Genomic DNA, 17,526 nt, shown 5'->3' on the forward strand with positions numbered 1-17,526 from the left:
CCAAATCGCCTTTCTAGAAACTCAAGTCATCGTCGACCGGGGTGAAGTACGCCTCGACGTCGGCGGCGCTCACCGCGTCCAGCGTCGCCGGCGACCACTTCGGGTTGCGATCCTTGTCGATCAACTGCGCCCGGATGCCTTCCACCAGGTCGTGCGACCGCAGCGACGCCGACGACACCCGATAGTCTTGAACCAGAACGTCTTTCACCGTCTCGAGTTTGGCGGCGCGCCGGACGGCCTCCAGCGCCACCGACAACGAGATCGGCGAGCGGGTGGAGATCAGGTCGGCCGCGTCATTGGCCGGGCCGGCGGCGTGCCCGCGAAGCGCGGCGACGATGTCTTCGACCGTGTCCCCCGCGTAGCAATCGTCGATCCACGGGCGTTGGGCCGCAAGCTCGCTCGGCGGCGGCTCGACGGCGTGCTTGGCGAGCGCGCTTTGCACGCCATCGGCGACGACCGCCCGGGTGAACGCCTCGAGATCCGCGTGCGGCACGTAGTGGTCGGCGAATCCCATCGCGATCGCGTCGGCCCCGGAAAACGGCGTCCCGGTCAGCGCGGCGTGCAGACCCAGCCCGCCGGGCGCCCGGGACAGCAGGAACGCCCCACCCACGTCGGGGACGAAGCCGATGCCGACCTCGGGCATCGCGATCTTCGAGGTGTCGGTAACCACGCGGATGTTCGCGTGCGCGCTGACGCCGACCCCGCCGCCCATCACGATGCCGTCCATCAGCGCCACGTACGGCTTGGCGAAATCCGTGATCTGGGCGTCGAGCAGATACTCGTCGCGCCAGAATCGCCGCGCCTCGACGCCGTCCTTGCGCGCGCTGTGGTAGATGGAGACCACGTCGCCCCCGGCGCACAACCCGCGCTCCCCGGCACCGGAGAGCACCACGGCGCGCACGGCGTCGTCGTCCGCCCAGTCGGTGAGGACGGCGCGCAGCGCGTCCACCATCCGCTGATTCAGCGAGTTGATCGCCTTGGGGCGGTTGAGCGTGATCAGACCGACGTCGCCGTCGATGCGGGTGAGAACCTCATCGGATTCGTCGGTCACGCCCTAACCTCCCATCGCCGGGTCACCCTCGACGAAAAATCTAGATCGTGACGACCGGCGCCATACCTGCGGGTAAGGGTTATCTTTAACCGGACGCCAGCAGCAAAGGCTCGAGGCGCCGGAAAATGCCCAGCTCCGCTGGGAACCCGGACGGAACGCTGCTCGTTGAAATTGTGTTCGCACAGCTCGATGCCAATAGAGAGGATCCGACGGTGCGGGAGACAAGCAACCCGGTATTTCGTTCGCTGCCCAAGCAGCAGGGCGGGTACGCGCAATTCGGCAGGGGCGCGCCCCCGGCGCAGGGCTATGGCTATGGAGCCGACCCCTACGCGGCGCCCTACCAAGCTCCGTACCAGGAGGCCAGGGCTTCGCGTCCGCTGACCATCGACGACGTCGTCACCAAGACCGGCATCACGCTGGCCGTGCTGGCGGTGTCCGCTGTGGTCTCCTACTTCCTGGTGGCGTCCAACCTGGCGCTGGCGATGCCGCTGACCATGGTCGGCGCGCTCGGCGGCCTGGGGCTGGTGCTGGTCGCGACCTTCGGCCGCAAGCAGGACAGCCCGGCGATCGTGCTGAGCTACGCCGTGCTCGAGGGGCTGTTCCTGGGCGCCATCTCGTTCGTCTTCGCCAACTTCTCCGTCTCGCACGCCAACGCCGGCGCGCTGATCGGGGAGGCGGTCCTGGGCACCTTCGGGGTGTTCTTCGGCATGCTCGTCGTCTACAAGACGGGCGCCATCCGGGTGACGCCGAAGTTCACTCGGATGCTGGTCGCCGCCATGTTCGGCGTGCTGTTCCTGATGCTGGGCAACTTCGTGCTGGCCATGTTCCACGTCAACGGCGGCACCGGCCTGGGCCTGCGCAGCGGCGGCACGATCGCCATCATCTTCTCGCTGGTGTGCATCGCGATCGCCGCGTTCAGCTTCCTGATCGACTTCGACGCGGCCGACCAGATGGTGCGGGCCGGGGCGCCGGACAAGGCGGCCTGGGGCATCGCGCTGGGCCTGACCGTGACGCTGGTCTGGCTGTACATCGAAATCCTGCGTCTGCTCAGTTACCTGCAGAACGACTAGCTCCGTCAAACGAAAAGACCGGCACGCCATGGGCGTGCCGGTCTTTTCGTGCCGGGCTCCGTCGCGCGTGCGCTCACGGCGGGCCTTCTCGGCGTGTCGCAGCCATGGGCGCACGTGCGACGACCAGCCGCGGTAATAGGGCGCTCAGCTGAGCCGCTCGATGATCATCGCCATGCCCTGCCCACCACCGACACACATGGTCTCCAGGCCGAACGTCTTGTCGTGCGTCTGCAGGTTGTTGATCAACGTGGTCGCGATCCGAGCGCCGGTCATGCCGAACGGATGGCCCAGCGCGATCGCCCCGCCGGACACGTTCAGCTTGTCCTCGTCCATGCCCAGCTCGCGCGCCGAGCCCAGCACCTGAACCGCGAAGGCCTCGTTGATCTCGTAGAGGTCGATGTCGTTGATCGACATCCCCGCCCGCGCCAGCGCCTTCTTGGACGCCTCGATGGGGCCGAGCCCCATGATCTCCGGCGACAGGCCGCTGACGCCGGTGGACACGATGCGCGCCAGCGGCGTCAGGCCGAGTTCCTTGGCCTTGGTGTCGCTGGTGATCACCAGCGCTGCCGCGCCGTCGTTCAAGGGGCACGCGTTGCCCGCGGTCACCGTGCCGTTGGGCCGGAACACCGGCTTGAGCTCGCTGACCTTCTCGTAGGTGGTGCCGGCGCGCGGGCCGTCGTCGGTGGTGACGGTGGTGCCGTCGGGGAGGGTCACCGGGGTGATCTCCCGCTCGAAGAAGCCGCTCTTGATGGCCTCCTCGGCTCTGTTCTGGCTGCGCACGCCCCAGTGGTCCTGGTCCTCGCGGCTGATGCCGGTGAGGATGGCGACGTTCTCGGCGGTCTGACCCATCGCGATGTAGACGTCGGGCAGGTTCCCGTCGGCCCGCGGGTCGTGCCATTCATCGGCGCCGCCCGCCGCGGCGGCGGTCCGCTCCTGGGCCTCGTCGAACAACGGGTTCTTGGTGTCGGGCCATGAGTCGGAGTTGCCCTTGCCGAACCGGGACACGGTCTCCACGCCGGCGGAGATGAACGCATCGCCCTCGCCGGCCTTGATGGCGTGGAACGCCATCCGGGTGGTCTGCAGCGACGAGGAGCAGTACCGGTTGACGGTGGTGCCGGGCAGGAAGTCGTAGCCGAGCTCGACGGCGACGACCCGCGCCATGTTGAAGCCGGACTCGCCGCCGGGCAGGCCGCAGCCCAGGATGAGGTCGTCGATCTGATGGGGGTTGAGTGCGGGGACCTTGTCCAGCGCCGCGCGCACCATCTGGGCGGCCAGGTCGTCGGGCCGCATGGAAACCAGCGACCCCTTCATCGCGCGGCCGATCGGCGAGCGGGCGGCGGAGACAATAACGGCTTCAGGCATGACGGTTCCCTTCAAATCCCTTCCGGATTCCGGCGAGTTCGCTGTGACAAACCGTTGACTTGACGCCGACGGACTAGGGACAAATCTAGTCGTTGCCGACCGGTGGGCACGAGGACGGGGCGGGTCCAGGCGCCGGGCGCCGCCACAGCCGCGACATCACGCTGGTTCGGGTGTGCCGCTGTCCGAGCACCGGCGGGGTCGTCGACGCCGCCAATTCCAGCGGCGGGATGTCGACCTCTTCGCCCAGCCCCTCGCACAGCGCCCGCAGCAGCGCGTCGGCAGCGATCGCGTACGCGGGGGCGGACGGATGGAATCCGTCGGGCGAGAACATCACCTGGGGCGTCGACCGGAACTGCGGTGTCAGCAGCTGCCCGAGCGGTACCGGCGTGCCGCCGGCGGCCCGAACCGCTGCGGCCTGGGCGCGCGCCAGTTGCGAGCAACGCTCGTGCGCCAGCGACCGAAGCGGTTGGGGGATGGCGGTGATGACACCCAGGTCCGGGCAGGTGCCGGCAATCACCACGGCCCCGCGGGCGCGCAGTTTGCGAACGCTGAGCCCCAGCCGCTGCGCCGACTGGCTGACGCCATTGAGGGCCGTCACGTCGTTGGCGCCCACCATGATCACCGCCGCGTCCGGCGGCGCCCCGGCCACGAACATCGCATCCACCTGGCCGCACACGCCTTTCGACGTGGCGCCGACGATGGCCTTGGTGCTCAGCCGGATTCGCTTGCCGGTCTGCTCGGCGAGGCCCCGCGCGATCCGCACCCCGGGCACTTCCTCCGCGCTCACGCACCCGTACCCGGCGGCCGTGGAATCACCGAAGATCATCAAATGCAGGTCGACGGGCATGCCGCGGTGCCACCGCTCCACCGGTCCGCCACCGCGGGTGTACACCCCGTCGGCGCGCGGCGGGATGTCCCATGATTTGGGGATGACGGTGCGCGCGTGCGTGGCCTGGCCGACGAGCAGGTTGCGCGCGCCCAGATAGGCAGTTCCTGTCGAGGCGAGGGCGCCTGCGGTGGCCAGGGCGATCGCCGAACGACGGGGCACCCGCATGGTCACGGACTCCAGTTTAGATGGGCTTGCATGTTTGCGGGGTCGGCCGGCCAACAATCCGGTCACGGCCCGACTCGAAGTTGGTAACGAATCAGACTCTTTAAATGTTCTCTTAAGAAGTGGCTGTCAAGCTGAGTTCGCGGGGTTGGCTGAGCGCCTCGAGCAAACGGCTGAACCAGACGCTCAGCTGCCTCGTCACATGCTGTGTCGCACTACGACGGCGTAGGAAGTGTTGAGCATGAGCGCACCCGGTCAGGTATCCGGCTCACCCCGGACCGCCCTTCGTCCTTATCAAGTTCTCAAGGCGCGTCGCGCCGAGACGCGCCGATACGCGATGAGCGACGGCACGCCGGTCGAGGTCCTCGAATCCGGGCCCAGCGTTGCTGCGCGATTGGCCAACCTGACGTCGCGGGTGACCATCCGGCCGGTCCTGTCCGTCGGCAGCCACGTCCCCAACTTCCCCTGGCCCTGGGGCCTGATCGACCTGGCGGCCCGGGTGGTGCTGCCGGTGTCTGCCACTGTCCGTGAGACGGTGAAGCTGCCCAACGCCTCGGCGCAGCTGGTGCGAGCGCCCGGAGTGCTGCCCGCCGACGGCACCCGGCGGGTGGTCGTCTACTTCCATGGCGGCGCGTTCCTGACGTGCGGGGCGAACTCGCACGGCCGCCTGGTCGAGGCGCTGTCTCAGTTCGCCGATTCGCCGGTCCTGGTGGTCAACTACCGGCTGCTGCCCAAGCACTCGATCGGGATGGCTCTCCACGACTGCCGCGACGGCTACCAGTGGCTGCGGCTGCGGGGATACCAGCCGGATCAGATCGTGCTGGCCGGCGACTCCGCCGGCGGCTACCTGGCGCTCACGCTGGCGCAACGCCTCCAGGAGGAAGGCGAGGAGCCCGCGGCGCTGGTGATGATCTCGCCGCTGCTGCAGCTGGCTAAGGAAGACAAACAAGCTCATCCCAACATCAACACCGACGCGATGTTCTCGCACCGGGCGTTCGACGCGCTGGCCGAGCTGGTCGCCACCGCGGCCGATAAGCACAAAGTCGCGGGGAAACCCGAGCAGATCTACGAGCCGCTCGAGCACATCAAGCCCGGCCTGCCGCGAACGCTGATCCACGTCTCCGGATCCGAGGTGTTGCTGCACGACGCGCGGCTGGCGGCGAGCCGGTTGGCCGCAGTCGGGGTGCCGGCCGAGGTGCGGGTGTGGCCCGGCCAGATTCACGACTTCCAGTTGGCCGCGCCGATGGTCCCCGAGGCGGTTCGGTCGCTGCGCCAGATCGGGGACTATATCCGCGAGGCCACCGGCTAACGCAACCGCTGTGGGCGCCGAGGGGAAGCACGTCGTGCACCGCCGGAACCTGCCTGACACGATGAACGCATGCGGATCGCCCAGCACATCAGTGAGCTCATCGGCGGCACGCCGCTCGTTCGCCTGAATTCCGTCGTTCCCGAGGGCGCCGGCATTGTGGCGGCCAAGGTCGAGTACCTCAACCCCGGGGGCAGCTCGAAGGACCGGATCGCGGTCCGGATGATCGACGCCGCCGAGGCGAGCGGCCTCCTCAAGCCCGGCGGCACCATCGTCGAACCCACCTCCGGCAACACCGGCGTGGGCCTGGCGCTGGTCGCGCAGCAGCGCGGGTACAAGTGCGTGTTCGTCTGCCCCGACAAGGTCGGCGAGGACAAGCGCAACGTGCTGCTCGCCTACGGCGCCGAGGTGGTGGTCTGCCCGACGGCCGTGCCGCCCGAGCACCCGGACAGTTACTACAGCGTCTCCGACCGGCTGACCCGGGAGATCGACGGCGCCTGGAAGCCCGACCAATACGCCAACCCGGAGGGCCCGGCCAGTCACTACGCCACCACCGGCCCGGAGATCTGGGCGGACACCGACGGCAAGGTGACCCATTTCGTCGCCGGCATCGGCACCGGCGGCACGATCACCGGCGCGGGCCGCTACCTCAAGGAGGTGTCAGGGGGTGCCGTGCGGATCATCGGCGCGGACCCCGAGGGATCGGTGTATTCGGGTGGTACCGGCCGGCCCTACCTGGTCGAGGGTGTCGGGGAGGATTTCTGGCCGGACGCGTACGACCCCACGGTGCCCGACGAGATCATCGCGGTGTCCGACTCGGACTCGTTCGACATGACCAGGCGGCTGGCCCGCGAGGAGGCGATGCTCGTCGGGGGGTCGTGCGGGATGGCGGTGGTGGCCGCGCTCAAGGTCGCCGAAGAGGCCGGACCCGACGCGCTGATCGTCGTGCTGCTGCCCGACGGCGGCCGCGGCTACATGGCGAAGATCTTCAACGACGCCTGGATGTCCTCCTACGGATTCCTGCGCAGCCGCCTCGACGGGTCGACCGAACAGGCCAGGGTGGGTGACGTGCTGCGCCGCAAATCCGGCGAGCTGCCCGACCTGGTGCACACGCATCCGTCCGAGACCGTGCGCGATGCCATCGGCATCCTGCGCGAGTACGGGGTGTCCCAGATGCCCGTCGTCGGCGCCGAGCCGCCGGTGATGGCCGGCGAGGTCGCCGGCAGCGTCTCCGAGCGTGAGCTGCTGTCGGCGGTCTTCGAGGGGCGGGCCAAACTTGCCGACGCCGTCTCGCTGCACATGAGCCCGCCGCTGCCAATGATCGGCGCGGGGGAGTTGGTCGGCGCCGCCGGTAAGGCGCTGCGTGACTGGGACGCGTTGATGGTCGTCGAAGAGGGCAAACCCGTCGGGGTGATCACCCGATATGACCTGCTCGGCTTCCTCTCCGACGGGCCGCGGCGACGCTGACGACGCGGCCGTCCGGCGTGCGACGATGTCTCGCCGGGCCGCTGCGCGCTCGGGTACTGTAATGCCGCCTGGCTCAGCTGGTTCGCAGTGGAAGGGGTGCTCATGACCGATCAACCGCCGCCCGGCGGCGCCTACCCGCCTGCGCCACCGCCCGGATCACCCGGTGGTCAGGAGCCCCCGCCCGCGCCCTCGGCACCGGCCGGCAGTTCCTACCCGCCGCCCCCGCCGCCGCCCGGCGGCGGCTCCTATCCGCCTCCGCCGCCGTCCTCCGGTGGGTACGCCCCACCCCCTCCGGGACCGGCGATCCGCACGTTGCCGACCGAGTCCTACACGCCGTGGCTCAACCGGTTCCTGGCGTTCGTGATCGACATTCTCCCGTACGCCGTCGTGCACGGCATCGGCACCGGGATCCTGGTCGCCACGCAGCAGACGGCCTGCGTCACCGACGTCACGCAGTACGCCGTCAACCAGTACTGCGCGACCCAGAACTCCACCCTCGGCCTGGCCGCGCAGTGGCTGGCGTCGCTGGTGGGGCTGTTCTATCTGATCTGGAACTACGGCTACCGCCAGGGCACCACCGGGTCGAGCGTCGGCAAGTCGGTGCTGAAGTTCAAGGTGGTCAGCGAGGTCACCGGGCAGCCGATCGGATTCGGAATGTCGGTGGTGCGTTCCCTGGCGCACTTCGTCGACGCGATCATCTGCTTCATCGGTTTCCTTTTCCCGCTGTGGGATTCGAAGCGGCAAACGCTGGCGGACAAGATCATGACGACGGTCTGCCTGCCGCTCGACGGAAGCGAGCAGCAGCCGGGCTAGTCGTGCGGGCGCGGAAGCCCGGGCGGCCGTCGCCTAGGCTGATCGTCGATGAGCGCCGACCGCACCGGACACTTCACCGGACTCGCCACCAAGGCAATCCACGCCGGGTACCGGCCGGACCCGGCGACCGGGGCGGTCAACGCCCCGATCTACGCCAGCAGCACCTTCGCCCAGGACGGCGTCGGCGCCCTGCGCGGCGGGTTCGAATACGCGCGCACCGGAAACCCGACGCGCGCCGCGCTGGAGACCTCGCTCGCGGCCATCGAGGAGGGCCGCTACGGGCGGGCGTTCGGCTCGGGCATGGCCGCCACCGACTGCGCCCTGCGGGCCATCCTGCGGCCCGGCGACCACGTCATCATCCCCAACGACGCCTACGGCGGAACCTTCCGGCTGATCGACAAGGTGTTCACGCAGTGGGGCGTTCAGTACACGCCGGTCGCGCTGTCCGATGTGGACGCCGTCCGCGCGGCGATCACGCCGCGGACCCGACTGATCTGGGTGGAGACGCCGACCAACCCCCTGCTGTCCATCGCCGACATCGTGGCCCTCGCCGAAGTCGGTAACCAGTCTTCGTCGAAGGTGTTGGTGGACAACACTTTTGCCTCGCCCGCGGTGCAGCAGCCGCTGGCGCTGGGCGCCGACGTGGTGCTGCATTCGACCACCAAGTACATCGGTGGCCACTCCGACGTGGTGGGCGGCGCGCTGATCACCAACGACGCAGAGTTGGACGCGGCCTTCGCGTTCCTGCAGAACGGCGCCGGCGCGGTGCCCGGCCCGTTCGACGCCTACCTGACCATGCGGGGCCTGAAGACCCTGGTGCTGCGGATGCAGCGGCACAGCGAAAACGCCGCGGCCGTCGCGGAATTCCTGGCCGGGCATCCGGCGGTGAGCGCCGTGCTGTATCCCGGCCTGTCGGACCACCCGGGGCACCGGGTCGCCGCTCGGCAGATGCACGGGTTCGGCGGCATGGTGTCGGTGCGCATGCGCGGCGGCGCACAGGCCGCCCGGGATCTGTGCGCCCGCACCGAGGTGTTCATCCTGGCCGAATCGCTCGGGGGCGTGGAGTCGCTGATCGAGCACCCCAGCGCCATGACGCACGCATCGACGGCCGGTTCGCAACTGGAAGTGCCCGACGACCTGGTGCGGCTGTCGGTCGGCATCGAAGACGTCGCAGACCTGCTGGCCGACCTGGAACAGGCCCTGGGCTAGTTATGCCCGAAGGCGGCCACCGGGCCAGCGCCCCCTACGAGTGATAGGGCTCCGCGCTGACGAGCGTGACCTCGACGGTGTTGCCGTTGGGCACGACGTAGCTGCGGGTTTCGCCCACCTTGGCGTCGATCAGGGCGCCGCCCAGCGGGGAGTTGGGCGAGTACACCTCGAGCTTGCCGTCGTTGACGCCCTCCTGGCGGGTGGCGATCAGGAACGTCTCGGTGTCCGATTCGTCGCCGTTGTAGTAGACCTTGACCACCGAACCGGGCAACGCGACGCCGGACTGCTTGGGCGCTTCGCCGACCTTGGCGTTGTTGAGCAGGTCCTGCAGCTGACGAATGCGGGCCTCCTGCTGGCCCTGCTCCTCGCGGGCGGCATGGTAGCCGCCGTTCTCGCGCAGGTCGCCTTCTTCCCGGCGGTCGTTGATCTCCGCGGCGATGACCGGACGATTCGCGATCAACTGATCGAGCTCCGCCTTCAGCCGGTCATGTGACTCCTGGGTCAGCCACGTCACCGAAGTGTCCGTCATCTCGTCGTGCTCCTCGTGTTGTTGTCGTTCCGCGTAAGCGCGTAAGCCTGTTAAACCCCGCCGACGGAGGTATCCGGGTTCTCTCCCCGAGTGCTGCCGATCCGTTGTGCTCACGGCCTTAATGCAGCAATACACGGTCCCATCAGGAACCGTGCATTCACCCATGTTACCACCGCGCAAACATCCGATGACCCCAAATTCGCAGTTCGGCTATTGTCAGGGGCTCACGACGGCCGCAGATAGGGGGGCACTTCGGTGCCGCACCCGTAGATGTCGGCCATCGCCGGCGGTTTGCTGGACTTCACCGTGGTGGTCAGCTGCACGGTGGGCGCCTCGGCCGGCGGGACCAGCACCTCCCGCCGGCCCGTCTCGCTGCCGTCCTTCGCCCGGACCCGCACGATGCAGTCCACCGGCCGCGACGGATCGGATCGCGTCACGCTGATCGTTACCGACGCGGTCTGGTCGTCGATCAGCCGATAGCCGGCCAGTGTGCCCGTCACGGGGCTGGTCCCGAGCCGGTGGTAGCCGACGACGGCGATCAGCAGGCCGGCGGCGACCACCAGCGAGCCCAGGCCCACGATCACCCAACGCCGGGGCACCCGCGAGCGCCCGTAGCGGCTCTCGGGACGTGAGGCGGAGGTCTCGGTCATCTGTGGGTATGCCTGGATGGTCGGCTGCCGGACTCTGGCCGGCGGCATGCAACGATCTGAAGAACTGGAATTATAGGTTCGCAACCGGCGACCAGTTGACCGACAAAGGGGGCACGTGAGCGAGCTGCGGTTGATGGCGGTGCACGCCCACCCCGATGACGAGTCCAGCAAGGGAGCGGCCACCCTCGCCCGATACGCTGACGAGGGCCACCGGGTCCTGGTGGTGACGCTGACCGGCGGTGAGCGCGGCGACATCCTCAACCCGGCGATGGACCTGCCCGAGGTGCACGGCCACATCGCCGAGATCCGCCGCGACGAGATGGCGAAGGCCGCCGAGATCCTGGGGGTCGAGCACACCTGGCTCGGCTTCGTCGACTCCGGCTTGCCGCAAGGGGACCCGCCGCCGCCGCTGCCGGAAGGCTGCTTCGCACTGGTGCCCCTGGAGGAGTCGGTCGAGGCGTTGGTCCGCGTGGTCCGCGAGTTCCGCCCGCACGTGATGACGACCTACGACGAGAACGGCGGCTACCCGCATCCCGATCACATTCGCTGCCACCAGGTTTCGGTCGGCGCCTTCGAGGCGGCAGGGGACTATCGGCGTTTTCCGGACGCGGGTGAGCCGTGGACGGTGTCCAAGCTCTATTACATCCACGGGTTCCTGCGGGCCCGGATGCAATTGCTGCACGACGAGGCCCTCAAACACGGTCAGGAGCCCCCCTTCAAGAAGTGGCTCGAGCATTGGGACGCCGCGCACGACCCCTTCGAGTCCCGGGTGACGACGCGCGTCGAGTGCTCGAAGTACTTCAGCCAGCGCGATGACGCGCTGCGGGCGCACACCACCCAGATCGACCCCGAGCACGACTTCTTCGCCGCGCCCATCGAATGGCAGCAGCGGCTGTGGCCGACGGAGGAATTCGAGCTGGCGCGCTCGCGGGTCCCCGTCCGGCTGCCCGAGGACGACCTGTTCGCCGGAATCGAGAGCGACGGGTGAACCACCTCTTGGCGATGACGAGCGCGGTGGCGGACGGCGCGCCGCAGCACACCGGGCCCGACTTCGGCAAGGCCAGCCCGATCGGGCTGCTGATCGTCGTGCTGCTGCTCATCGCCACGCTGTTGCTGCTGCGGTCGATGAACCGGCAGCTGAAAAAGGTGCCCGAGTCCTTCGACCCCAAGCACCCCGAGCCCGACCAGGCCGCCGACGAGGGTACCGACGCGGTCAATGACGGGCACACTCCGGGCCAACCGAACCCTCCGGAGCGGCCCCGGGGGTCCGGCGATGAGCCCGGCTGACGCGATCACGACCAACACCCTCGGGCTGGCCACCAGCCCGTATTTGCGTCAGCACGCCGACAATCCGGTGCACTGGCAGCAGTGGACCCCGCAGGCCCTGGCGGCCGCGGCCGAGCGCGACGTGCCGATCCTGCTTTCCATCGGCTACGCGGCCTGCCACTGGTGTCACGTCATGGCCCACGAATCATTCGAGGACGACGAGGTGGCCGCCGCGATGAACGCCGGGTTCGTCTGCATCAAGGTCGACCGGGAGGAGCGCCCGGACCTCGACGCCGTCTACATGAACGCCACCGTCGCGCTGACCGGGCACGGCGGCTGGCCGATGACGTGTTTTTTGACCCCGGACGGCCGGCCCTTCTTCTGCGGCACCTACTACCCGAAAGACAGCTTTCTGCAGCTTCTTTCGGCCGTCTCCAGCACCTGGCGCCAGCGCCGTGGCGAGGTGGAGGAGGCGTCCGACGCGATCGCCGGCGAGTTGCGTGCGATGGCGGCAGGCCTTCCTTCCGGCGGCCCGGACGTCGCGCCGGCGCTGTGTGACCACGCGGTGGCCGCGGTCCTCGACGACCAGGACACCGCGCGCGGCGGCTTCGGGGGCGCGCCCAAGTTCCCGCCCTCGGCGATTCTCGAGGCGCTGTTGCGCGATCACGAGCGCACCGGTTCCCAGGCGGCGCTGGACGCGGTTGCGCGCACCGGCAACGCGATGGCCCGCGGCGGCATCTACGACCAGCTCGCCGGCGGCTTCGCCCGCTACAGTGTCGACAACGCTTGGGTGGTACCGCATTTCGAGAAGATGCTGTACGACAACGCGTTGCTGCTGCGCGCCTACGCACACTGGGCCCGGCGCACCGGGGACCCGTTGGCGCGCCGCGTCGCCGCCCAGACCGCGCGCTTTCTGCTCGACGACCTGGCCGACGGTGCCGTCTTCACGTCGTCGCTGGACGCCGACGCCGACGGCCGCGAGGGCTCGACATATGTCTGGACGCCCGAGCAGTTGACCGAGGCGCTCGGCCCCGACGACGGCCTTTGGGCCGCAACGGTTTTCGCAGTCACCGCGACCGGCACCTTCGAACACGGAACCTCGGTGCTGCAATGCCCCACCGATCCCGACGACCCGCAACGGTTGGAGCGGGTGCGGGCCGCCCTGCTGGCCGCCCGTTCGACCCGACCCCAGCCCGGGCGTGACGATAAGGTCGTCACGTCCTGGAACGGCCTGGCGATCACCGCGTTGGCCGAGGCCAGCGTCGCGTTGGCCGACCCCGAGCTGGCCCGGGCCGCGCGAGACTGCGCGACCGCACTGCTGGGTTCACACCTCGTCGACGGGCGGCTGCGGCGGGCCAGCCTGGGCGGGGTGGTCGGCGACAGCGCCGCCATCCTCGAGGACCACGCGATGCTGGCCACCGGGCTGCTTTCGCTCTATCAGCTGGACGCCGACGCCGCGTGGCTGACGGCGGCGACCGAGCTGCTCGACACCGCGCTGCGGCACTTCGCCGACCCGGAGCAACCGGGTCGCTGGTTCGATACCGCCGACGACGCCGAGCGGCTGATGGTGCGGCCCGCCGACCCGCTGGACGGCGCGACCCCGTCGGGCGCGTCCTCGGTCGCCGAGGCGCTGCTGACCGCGGCGCACCTGGTCGACGGAGAGCGCGCGGAGCGGTACCTGCGGGCCGCGCGCGAGGCGCTCGGCGCGCACTCCCTGCTGCTGGAGCGCGCGCCACGTTCGGCGGGACACTGGGTGGCCGTGGCGGAGGCGGCGGTTCGGGGGCCGCTGCAGATCGCGGTCGCCTGCGATCCGTCGCGGTCGCCGCTGCTCGCCGAGGCGCGGCGGCTGGCGCCCGGCGGGGCGATCGTCGTGGGCGGCGAGAAGGACTCGTCGGCCCTGCTGACGGGCCGCGACCGGGTGGCCGGCGCCGACGCCGCCTACGTGTGCCGCGGCCGGGTGTGCGACCTGCCGGTGACCACCGCCGCAGACCTCGCGGTGGCGCTGGCGGCGCCGCGGTAGCGTGACGTTTCATGCCGAGCGCCGAACACATCACCGACACGGTCAACCGCTACATCGAACTGGTCGCCAAGGGCGGCGCCGACGAGCTGGTCGAGCTCTACGCCGATGACGCCACGGTCGAGGATCCCGTCGGCGGCGAGGTGCACATCGGCCGCCAGGCGATCCACGGCTTCTACTCGGCGGTCAACGACGTCCAGCGCGAATGCGAGCTGGTGACGCTGCGGGTGGCCGGCAACGAGGCGGCCTTTCATTTCCGCCTGACGATCGTCGCGGGGGAGCACCGCATGGTGATCGAGCCGATCGACGTGATGGCGTTCGACGAGGACGGCAAGGTCGCTCACATGAGGGCCTACTGGTCAGCGGCCGACGTCACCCACCTGTAGCCGCCAGCCAGGCGCCGGTCCCGGTGTAGAAGACCGCGAACCACATGGCGATGTAGTGCAGGATCGCCGCGACGGCGGTGAAGGCGTGGAAGATCTCGTGGTAGCCGAACGTGCTGGGCCACGGGTCGGGCCAGCGCAGCGCGTAGAAGATTCCGCCGACGCTGTAGAACACGCCGCCGGTGGCCAGCAGCACCATCGCGGCCACACCCGCCTCGTGGAGGATCGTGGGACAGAACCACACGGCCACCCACCCGAGCACGATATAGAGGGGTACACCCAGCCAGCGCGGCGACGTCGGCCAGCACACCTTGAGCAGGATGCCCGCCGCCGCACCGCCCCAGACGATGCACTCGACCAGCATCCCCGTCTGCTGCGGCATCGCCAGGCGGGCGAACGGCGTGTAGCTGCCGGCGATGAAGACGAAGATCATCGAGTGGTCGAGCCGCTTCATCAGGTTGCGGGCGGCCGCGGACTTCCACTGCACCCGGTGGTAGGTGGCGCTGACGGCGAACATCGCCACCGTGGCCGCCGCATACACCAGCGTCGAGTGCCCAGCGCGCGGCGAGGAGACCGCCCACGACACCGACACCAGTGTCGCGCCGGTGACCACGGCCAACCACGCCGAGTAGAAGTGGATCCAGCCGCGCATGCGGGGCTTGGTTAGGACGTTGGCCGCGCTTTCGACAAGCTGTTCGACCGTGTTGCCGGGCGTGATGGCCTCGGCTCCGCGTTCTGGGCTGGCGGGTGTGCTCGTCTGGCTGCTCATATCTCCTGGGGCCTCGTCGTACAGGTCGGGAAACTGCCAGTGGCTGCTTACCCGCCACAGTAATCGGCAACCGCCGTCCAGTTGTGTCGGCACCGCGGTGAGATCGCCGGATTGGCAGGGGGGAAATTGGTGTAGCTCACAGTAGGCTCAGTCTCCGTGGAAATTATCCCGCCGCGTCTCAAAGAGCCGCTGTATCGCGTCTACGAGCTGCGGTTGCGGCAGGGCCTGGCGTCGTCCAAATCCCACCTGCCCCGCCACATCGCGGTCCTGTGCGACGGCAACCGGAGATGGGCGCGCGACGCCGGCTACACCGACGTCAGCTACGGCTACCGCATGGGAGCCACGAAAATCGCCGAGATGCTGCGCTGGTGCCAGGAGGCCGGCATCGAGATGACCACGGTCTACCTGCTGTCCACCGAGAATCTGCAGCGCGATCCCGAGGAGCTGGCCGGCCTCATCGAGATCATCACCGATGTCGTCGAGGAGATCTGCGCACCGGCCAACCGCTGGAGCGTGCGCACCGTCGGCGATCTGGAGTTGCTCGGTGAGGAACCGGCCCGGCGGTTGCGCGGCGCGGTGGAGTCGACGCCCGTCGTGGCGCCGTTCCACGTCAACGTCGCGGTGGGTTACGGCGGCCGTCGCGAGATCGTCGGCGCGGTGCGGGCGCTGCTGAGCAAGGAGCTCGCCAACGGTGCGTCCGCCGAGGAGCTCATCGACGCGGTCACCGTCGACGGCATCTCCGAAAACCTCTACACCTCAGGGCAACCCGATCCCGACCTGGTCATCCGCACCTCGGGGGAGCAGCGCCTCTCGGGGTTCCTGTTGTGGCAGAGCGCGTATTCGGAGATGTGGTTCACGGAGGCGCACTGGCCCGCATTCCGCCGGGTCGATTTTCTGCGTGCCTTGCGTGACTACAGTCAGCGGCACCGCAGGTACGGCAAGTGACGATCGCAAGCGCGGCGGAGCCGGGCGCGGCGGGTCGGCACGAATCGGATGTGACGATCGCAAGCGCGGCGGAGCCGGGCGCGGCGGGTCGGCACGAATCGGATGTGACGATCGCAAGCGCGGCGGAGCCGGGCGCGGCGGGTCGGCACGAATGGGAAGTGACAAACTAAGTTCATGGCTGCGCTGTCGGCGGTGGTGTTCACGCTGAGCGGCTGGCTCGGGTTGTACCTGCTGGCTCGCGATCCACGCAAGCCGGTTCTGGTGCTGGCGGCGATCGGGCTGTGCGGCTTCGCACTCGTGGTGGGGTTGGACGCCGTGCGGACCGTCAGCCCCGCGGACGCGCACCTGCTCAGTCGCATCGAGATCTACCTGGTGGCGATCCCCGGCGTGGCATGGTTCGCCGTGCTCGCCGAGCTGTGCCGGCCCAGCGACGGTTCGAGGGCGCGCACCCGAGAGGTGTTGCTGGTGGCCGGGGTTGCGGCGCTGACGCTGGTCGGGGCGACGCTGGCCGGCAGCGTCGACGGGCCGCTGCGCGCGGGCCATTGGCTGATGTTCGCGGCGATCTCGGTATCCACCTTCGGCGCGATGGCCGTCGCGTTGCGGCAGCCCCGCCGGCCGCGGTCGGCCGTCGGGCTCGCCGTCGTCGCGACCCTGTTCTTCGCACTGGGCAACGCCATCCTGATCATTCCGCTAGGCCTGGTGCCCAGCTGGGTGGCCCTGGCGTCGACGAGCATCGACGTCCTTTCCCTCGGGATCGCCGTCGCGCTGTGGGACGCGTTCGACGAGGGCCAGGCGCTGCGCGCCGACATGCTCCGCTCGTTCGCCGGCTCGGTGGCGGTGGCGGTGTTGTTCGGCGCCCAGGCGCTGATCGGCCTCGCGCTGACCCGTGACGACCGCGCCGCGCAGACCGCGTTGACCGCGCTGTTGTTCACCAGCCTGGGGGTCGCGATCGCCGTGCAGGTGCTCGCGGATCCGCTGGCCGGAGTCCTCGACCGGCTGGCATTCTCGAAATCGCCTGCGCTGCGCGAGGATCGGGCCGCGCTGCGCAACACCGGCGCGGCGCTGCCGTTGCGCTCGGTGCATCCGCTCGACCACGTGGACGACGCCACGTTCGCCAGGCTCACCCGCCGCGCCCTGACGCACTACGCGGACCTGAGCAAGCTGGTCGCCAGCCCGTTGACCGCGTTGCCCATCATCGACGAGCGGCTCGCCGCCCGGGGCGCACCCGACCATCCGCTGGAACGGGCCAACGAGCTCAAGGCGGTTCTCGCCGAGGCGATCGGACGGCTCAAACCGCGCGACGCGGGTGACTTCGGGACCACCGATCAGTGGCGCCACTACAACTCGCTCTACTTCCCGTACGTCGTGGGTGTGCGCGCGTATGCGCAAAACGCCACCGCCTCGGGATTGGATCCTGTCGCCCGCCAGGCCTGGCAGTGGCTGGTCACCGAGGTGCCGCAACGCTCGCTGCACAACTGGCAGAATGCCGCCGCCCGGCTGATCGCCGCCGACCTGCGGGCCCGCATCCCGGTGACCAGCGACTAGCGTCGCGCCCCTCTGTGACTGTTGGGGCTGGTGAATGCCAGGCTGGCGTCTGTCGAATAACAATCGGGATTCGGGCCCGCAACCGGGAATAGC

At 69.3% G+C, this 17,526-nt stretch carries 17 protein-coding genes; 11 read left to right on the top strand and 6 right to left on the bottom strand.

Going from position 1 to position 17,526, the window contains the following annotated elements; all coding sequences use genetic code 11:
* Positions 1-13 precede the first annotated feature (13 nt).
* Positions 14-1,051, bottom strand: a complete 1,038-nt coding sequence (locus ACEL92_RS06415) for an enoyl-CoA hydratase/isomerase family protein (protein ID WP_374024794.1) — start codon at positions 1,049-1,051, stop codon at positions 14-16.
* Positions 1,052-1,263: 212 nt separating this feature from the next.
* On the opposite strand from ACEL92_RS06415, the gene ACEL92_RS06420 reads away from it, so the two are divergent.
* Positions 1,264-2,121, top strand: a complete 858-nt coding sequence (locus ACEL92_RS06420; protein WP_374024795.1) for a Bax inhibitor-1/YccA family protein — start codon at positions 1,264-1,266, stop codon at positions 2,119-2,121.
* 144 nt (positions 2,122-2,265) lie between these two features.
* Here ACEL92_RS06420 and ACEL92_RS06425 read toward each other — a convergent pair whose 3' ends face one another.
* Both ACEL92_RS06425 and ACEL92_RS06430 read right to left on the bottom strand, forming a co-directional pair.
* On the bottom strand, positions 2,266-3,483 hold the full coding sequence (locus tag ACEL92_RS06425) for an acetyl-CoA C-acetyltransferase (RefSeq protein ID WP_374024796.1): 1,218 nt from the start codon (positions 3,481-3,483) through the stop codon (positions 2,266-2,268).
* A gap of 85 nt (positions 3,484-3,568) precedes the next feature.
* On the bottom strand, positions 3,569-4,531 hold the full coding sequence (locus tag ACEL92_RS06430; RefSeq protein WP_374026103.1) for an SGNH/GDSL hydrolase family protein: 963 nt from the start codon (positions 4,529-4,531) through the stop codon (positions 3,569-3,571).
* Between the two features lie 244 nt (positions 4,532-4,775).
* On the opposite strand from ACEL92_RS06430, the gene ACEL92_RS06435 reads away from it, so the two are divergent.
* From ACEL92_RS06435 to ACEL92_RS06450, 4 genes are all read left to right on the top strand, one after another.
* On the top strand, positions 4,776-5,843 hold the full coding sequence (locus ACEL92_RS06435) for an alpha/beta hydrolase fold domain-containing protein (protein WP_374024797.1): 1,068 nt from the start codon (positions 4,776-4,778) through the stop codon (positions 5,841-5,843).
* Between the two features lie 69 nt (positions 5,844-5,912).
* Positions 5,913-7,307, top strand: coding sequence for a cystathionine beta-synthase (locus ACEL92_RS06440; RefSeq protein WP_374024798.1), 1,395 nt, complete (start codon positions 5,913-5,915; stop codon positions 7,305-7,307).
* 102 nt (positions 7,308-7,409) lie between these two features.
* Entirely contained in the window at positions 7,410-8,120 is a 711-nt protein-coding gene (locus tag ACEL92_RS06445; RefSeq protein ID WP_374024799.1) for an RDD family protein, read from the top strand.
* Positions 8,121-8,168: 48 nt separating this feature from the next.
* Entirely contained in the window at positions 8,169-9,329 is a 1,161-nt protein-coding gene (locus ACEL92_RS06450) for a cystathionine gamma-synthase (protein WP_374024800.1), read from the top strand.
* Positions 9,330-9,363: 34 nt separating this feature from the next.
* On the opposite strand, the gene greA is transcribed toward ACEL92_RS06450, so the two are convergent.
* The gene (gene greA / locus ACEL92_RS06455; protein WP_374024801.1) at positions 9,364-9,858 is read right to left on the bottom strand and encodes a transcription elongation factor GreA; all 495 of its coding nucleotides are present in this window, start codon (positions 9,856-9,858) and stop codon (positions 9,364-9,366) included.
* 224 nt (positions 9,859-10,082) lie between these two features.
* Positions 10,083-10,508, bottom strand: coding sequence for a DUF4307 domain-containing protein (locus ACEL92_RS06460; RefSeq protein ID WP_374024802.1), 426 nt, complete (start codon positions 10,506-10,508; stop codon positions 10,083-10,085).
* 115 nt (positions 10,509-10,623) lie between these two features.
* On the opposite strand from ACEL92_RS06460, the gene mca reads away from it, so the two are divergent.
* From mca to ACEL92_RS06480, 4 genes are read left to right on the top strand one after another with little or no spacing between them, the layout of a single operon-like run.
* Positions 10,624-11,496, top strand: a complete 873-nt coding sequence (mca, locus tag ACEL92_RS06465; RefSeq protein ID WP_374024803.1) for a mycothiol conjugate amidase Mca — start codon at positions 10,624-10,626, stop codon at positions 11,494-11,496.
* The gene (locus ACEL92_RS06470; protein ID WP_374024804.1) at positions 11,493-11,795 is read left to right on the top strand and encodes a hypothetical protein; all 303 of its coding nucleotides are present in this window, start codon (positions 11,493-11,495) and stop codon (positions 11,793-11,795) included. The genes mca and ACEL92_RS06470 overlap by 4 nt, the downstream gene beginning before the upstream one ends.
* Positions 11,782-13,794 carry a thioredoxin domain-containing protein gene (locus ACEL92_RS06475; protein WP_374024805.1) on the top strand — a complete coding sequence of 671 codons (2,013 nt, stop codon included), beginning with the start codon at positions 11,782-11,784 and terminating at the stop codon, positions 13,792-13,794. The genes ACEL92_RS06470 and ACEL92_RS06475 overlap by 14 nt, the downstream gene beginning before the upstream one ends.
* A gap of 11 nt (positions 13,795-13,805) precedes the next feature.
* Complete coding sequence (locus tag ACEL92_RS06480; protein WP_374024806.1) at positions 13,806-14,177, top strand: nuclear transport factor 2 family protein; 372 nt, start codon at positions 13,806-13,808, stop codon at positions 14,175-14,177.
* Here ACEL92_RS06480 and ACEL92_RS06485 read toward each other — a convergent pair.
* Positions 14,164-14,943, bottom strand: a complete 780-nt coding sequence (locus ACEL92_RS06485; RefSeq protein ID WP_374024807.1) for a hemolysin III family protein — start codon at positions 14,941-14,943, stop codon at positions 14,164-14,166. The genes ACEL92_RS06480 and ACEL92_RS06485 overlap by 14 nt on opposite strands.
* A gap of 156 nt (positions 14,944-15,099) precedes the next feature.
* On the opposite strand from ACEL92_RS06485, the gene ACEL92_RS06490 reads away from it, so the two are divergent.
* The gene (locus ACEL92_RS06490) at positions 15,100-15,888 is read left to right on the top strand and encodes a (2Z,6E)-farnesyl diphosphate synthase (RefSeq protein WP_374024808.1); all 789 of its coding nucleotides are present in this window, start codon (positions 15,100-15,102) and stop codon (positions 15,886-15,888) included.
* Between the two features lie 174 nt (positions 15,889-16,062).
* Positions 16,063-17,433 carry a hypothetical protein gene (locus ACEL92_RS06495; protein ID WP_374024809.1) on the top strand — a complete coding sequence of 457 codons (1,371 nt, stop codon included), beginning with the start codon at positions 16,063-16,065 and terminating at the stop codon, positions 17,431-17,433.
* The last annotated feature ends 93 nt before the right edge of the window (positions 17,434-17,526 follow it).

It is taken from the genome of Mycobacterium hainanense, from assembly GCF_041890355.1.
Lineage (GTDB): Bacteria > Actinomycetota > Actinomycetes > Mycobacteriales > Mycobacteriaceae > Mycobacterium > Mycobacterium hainanense.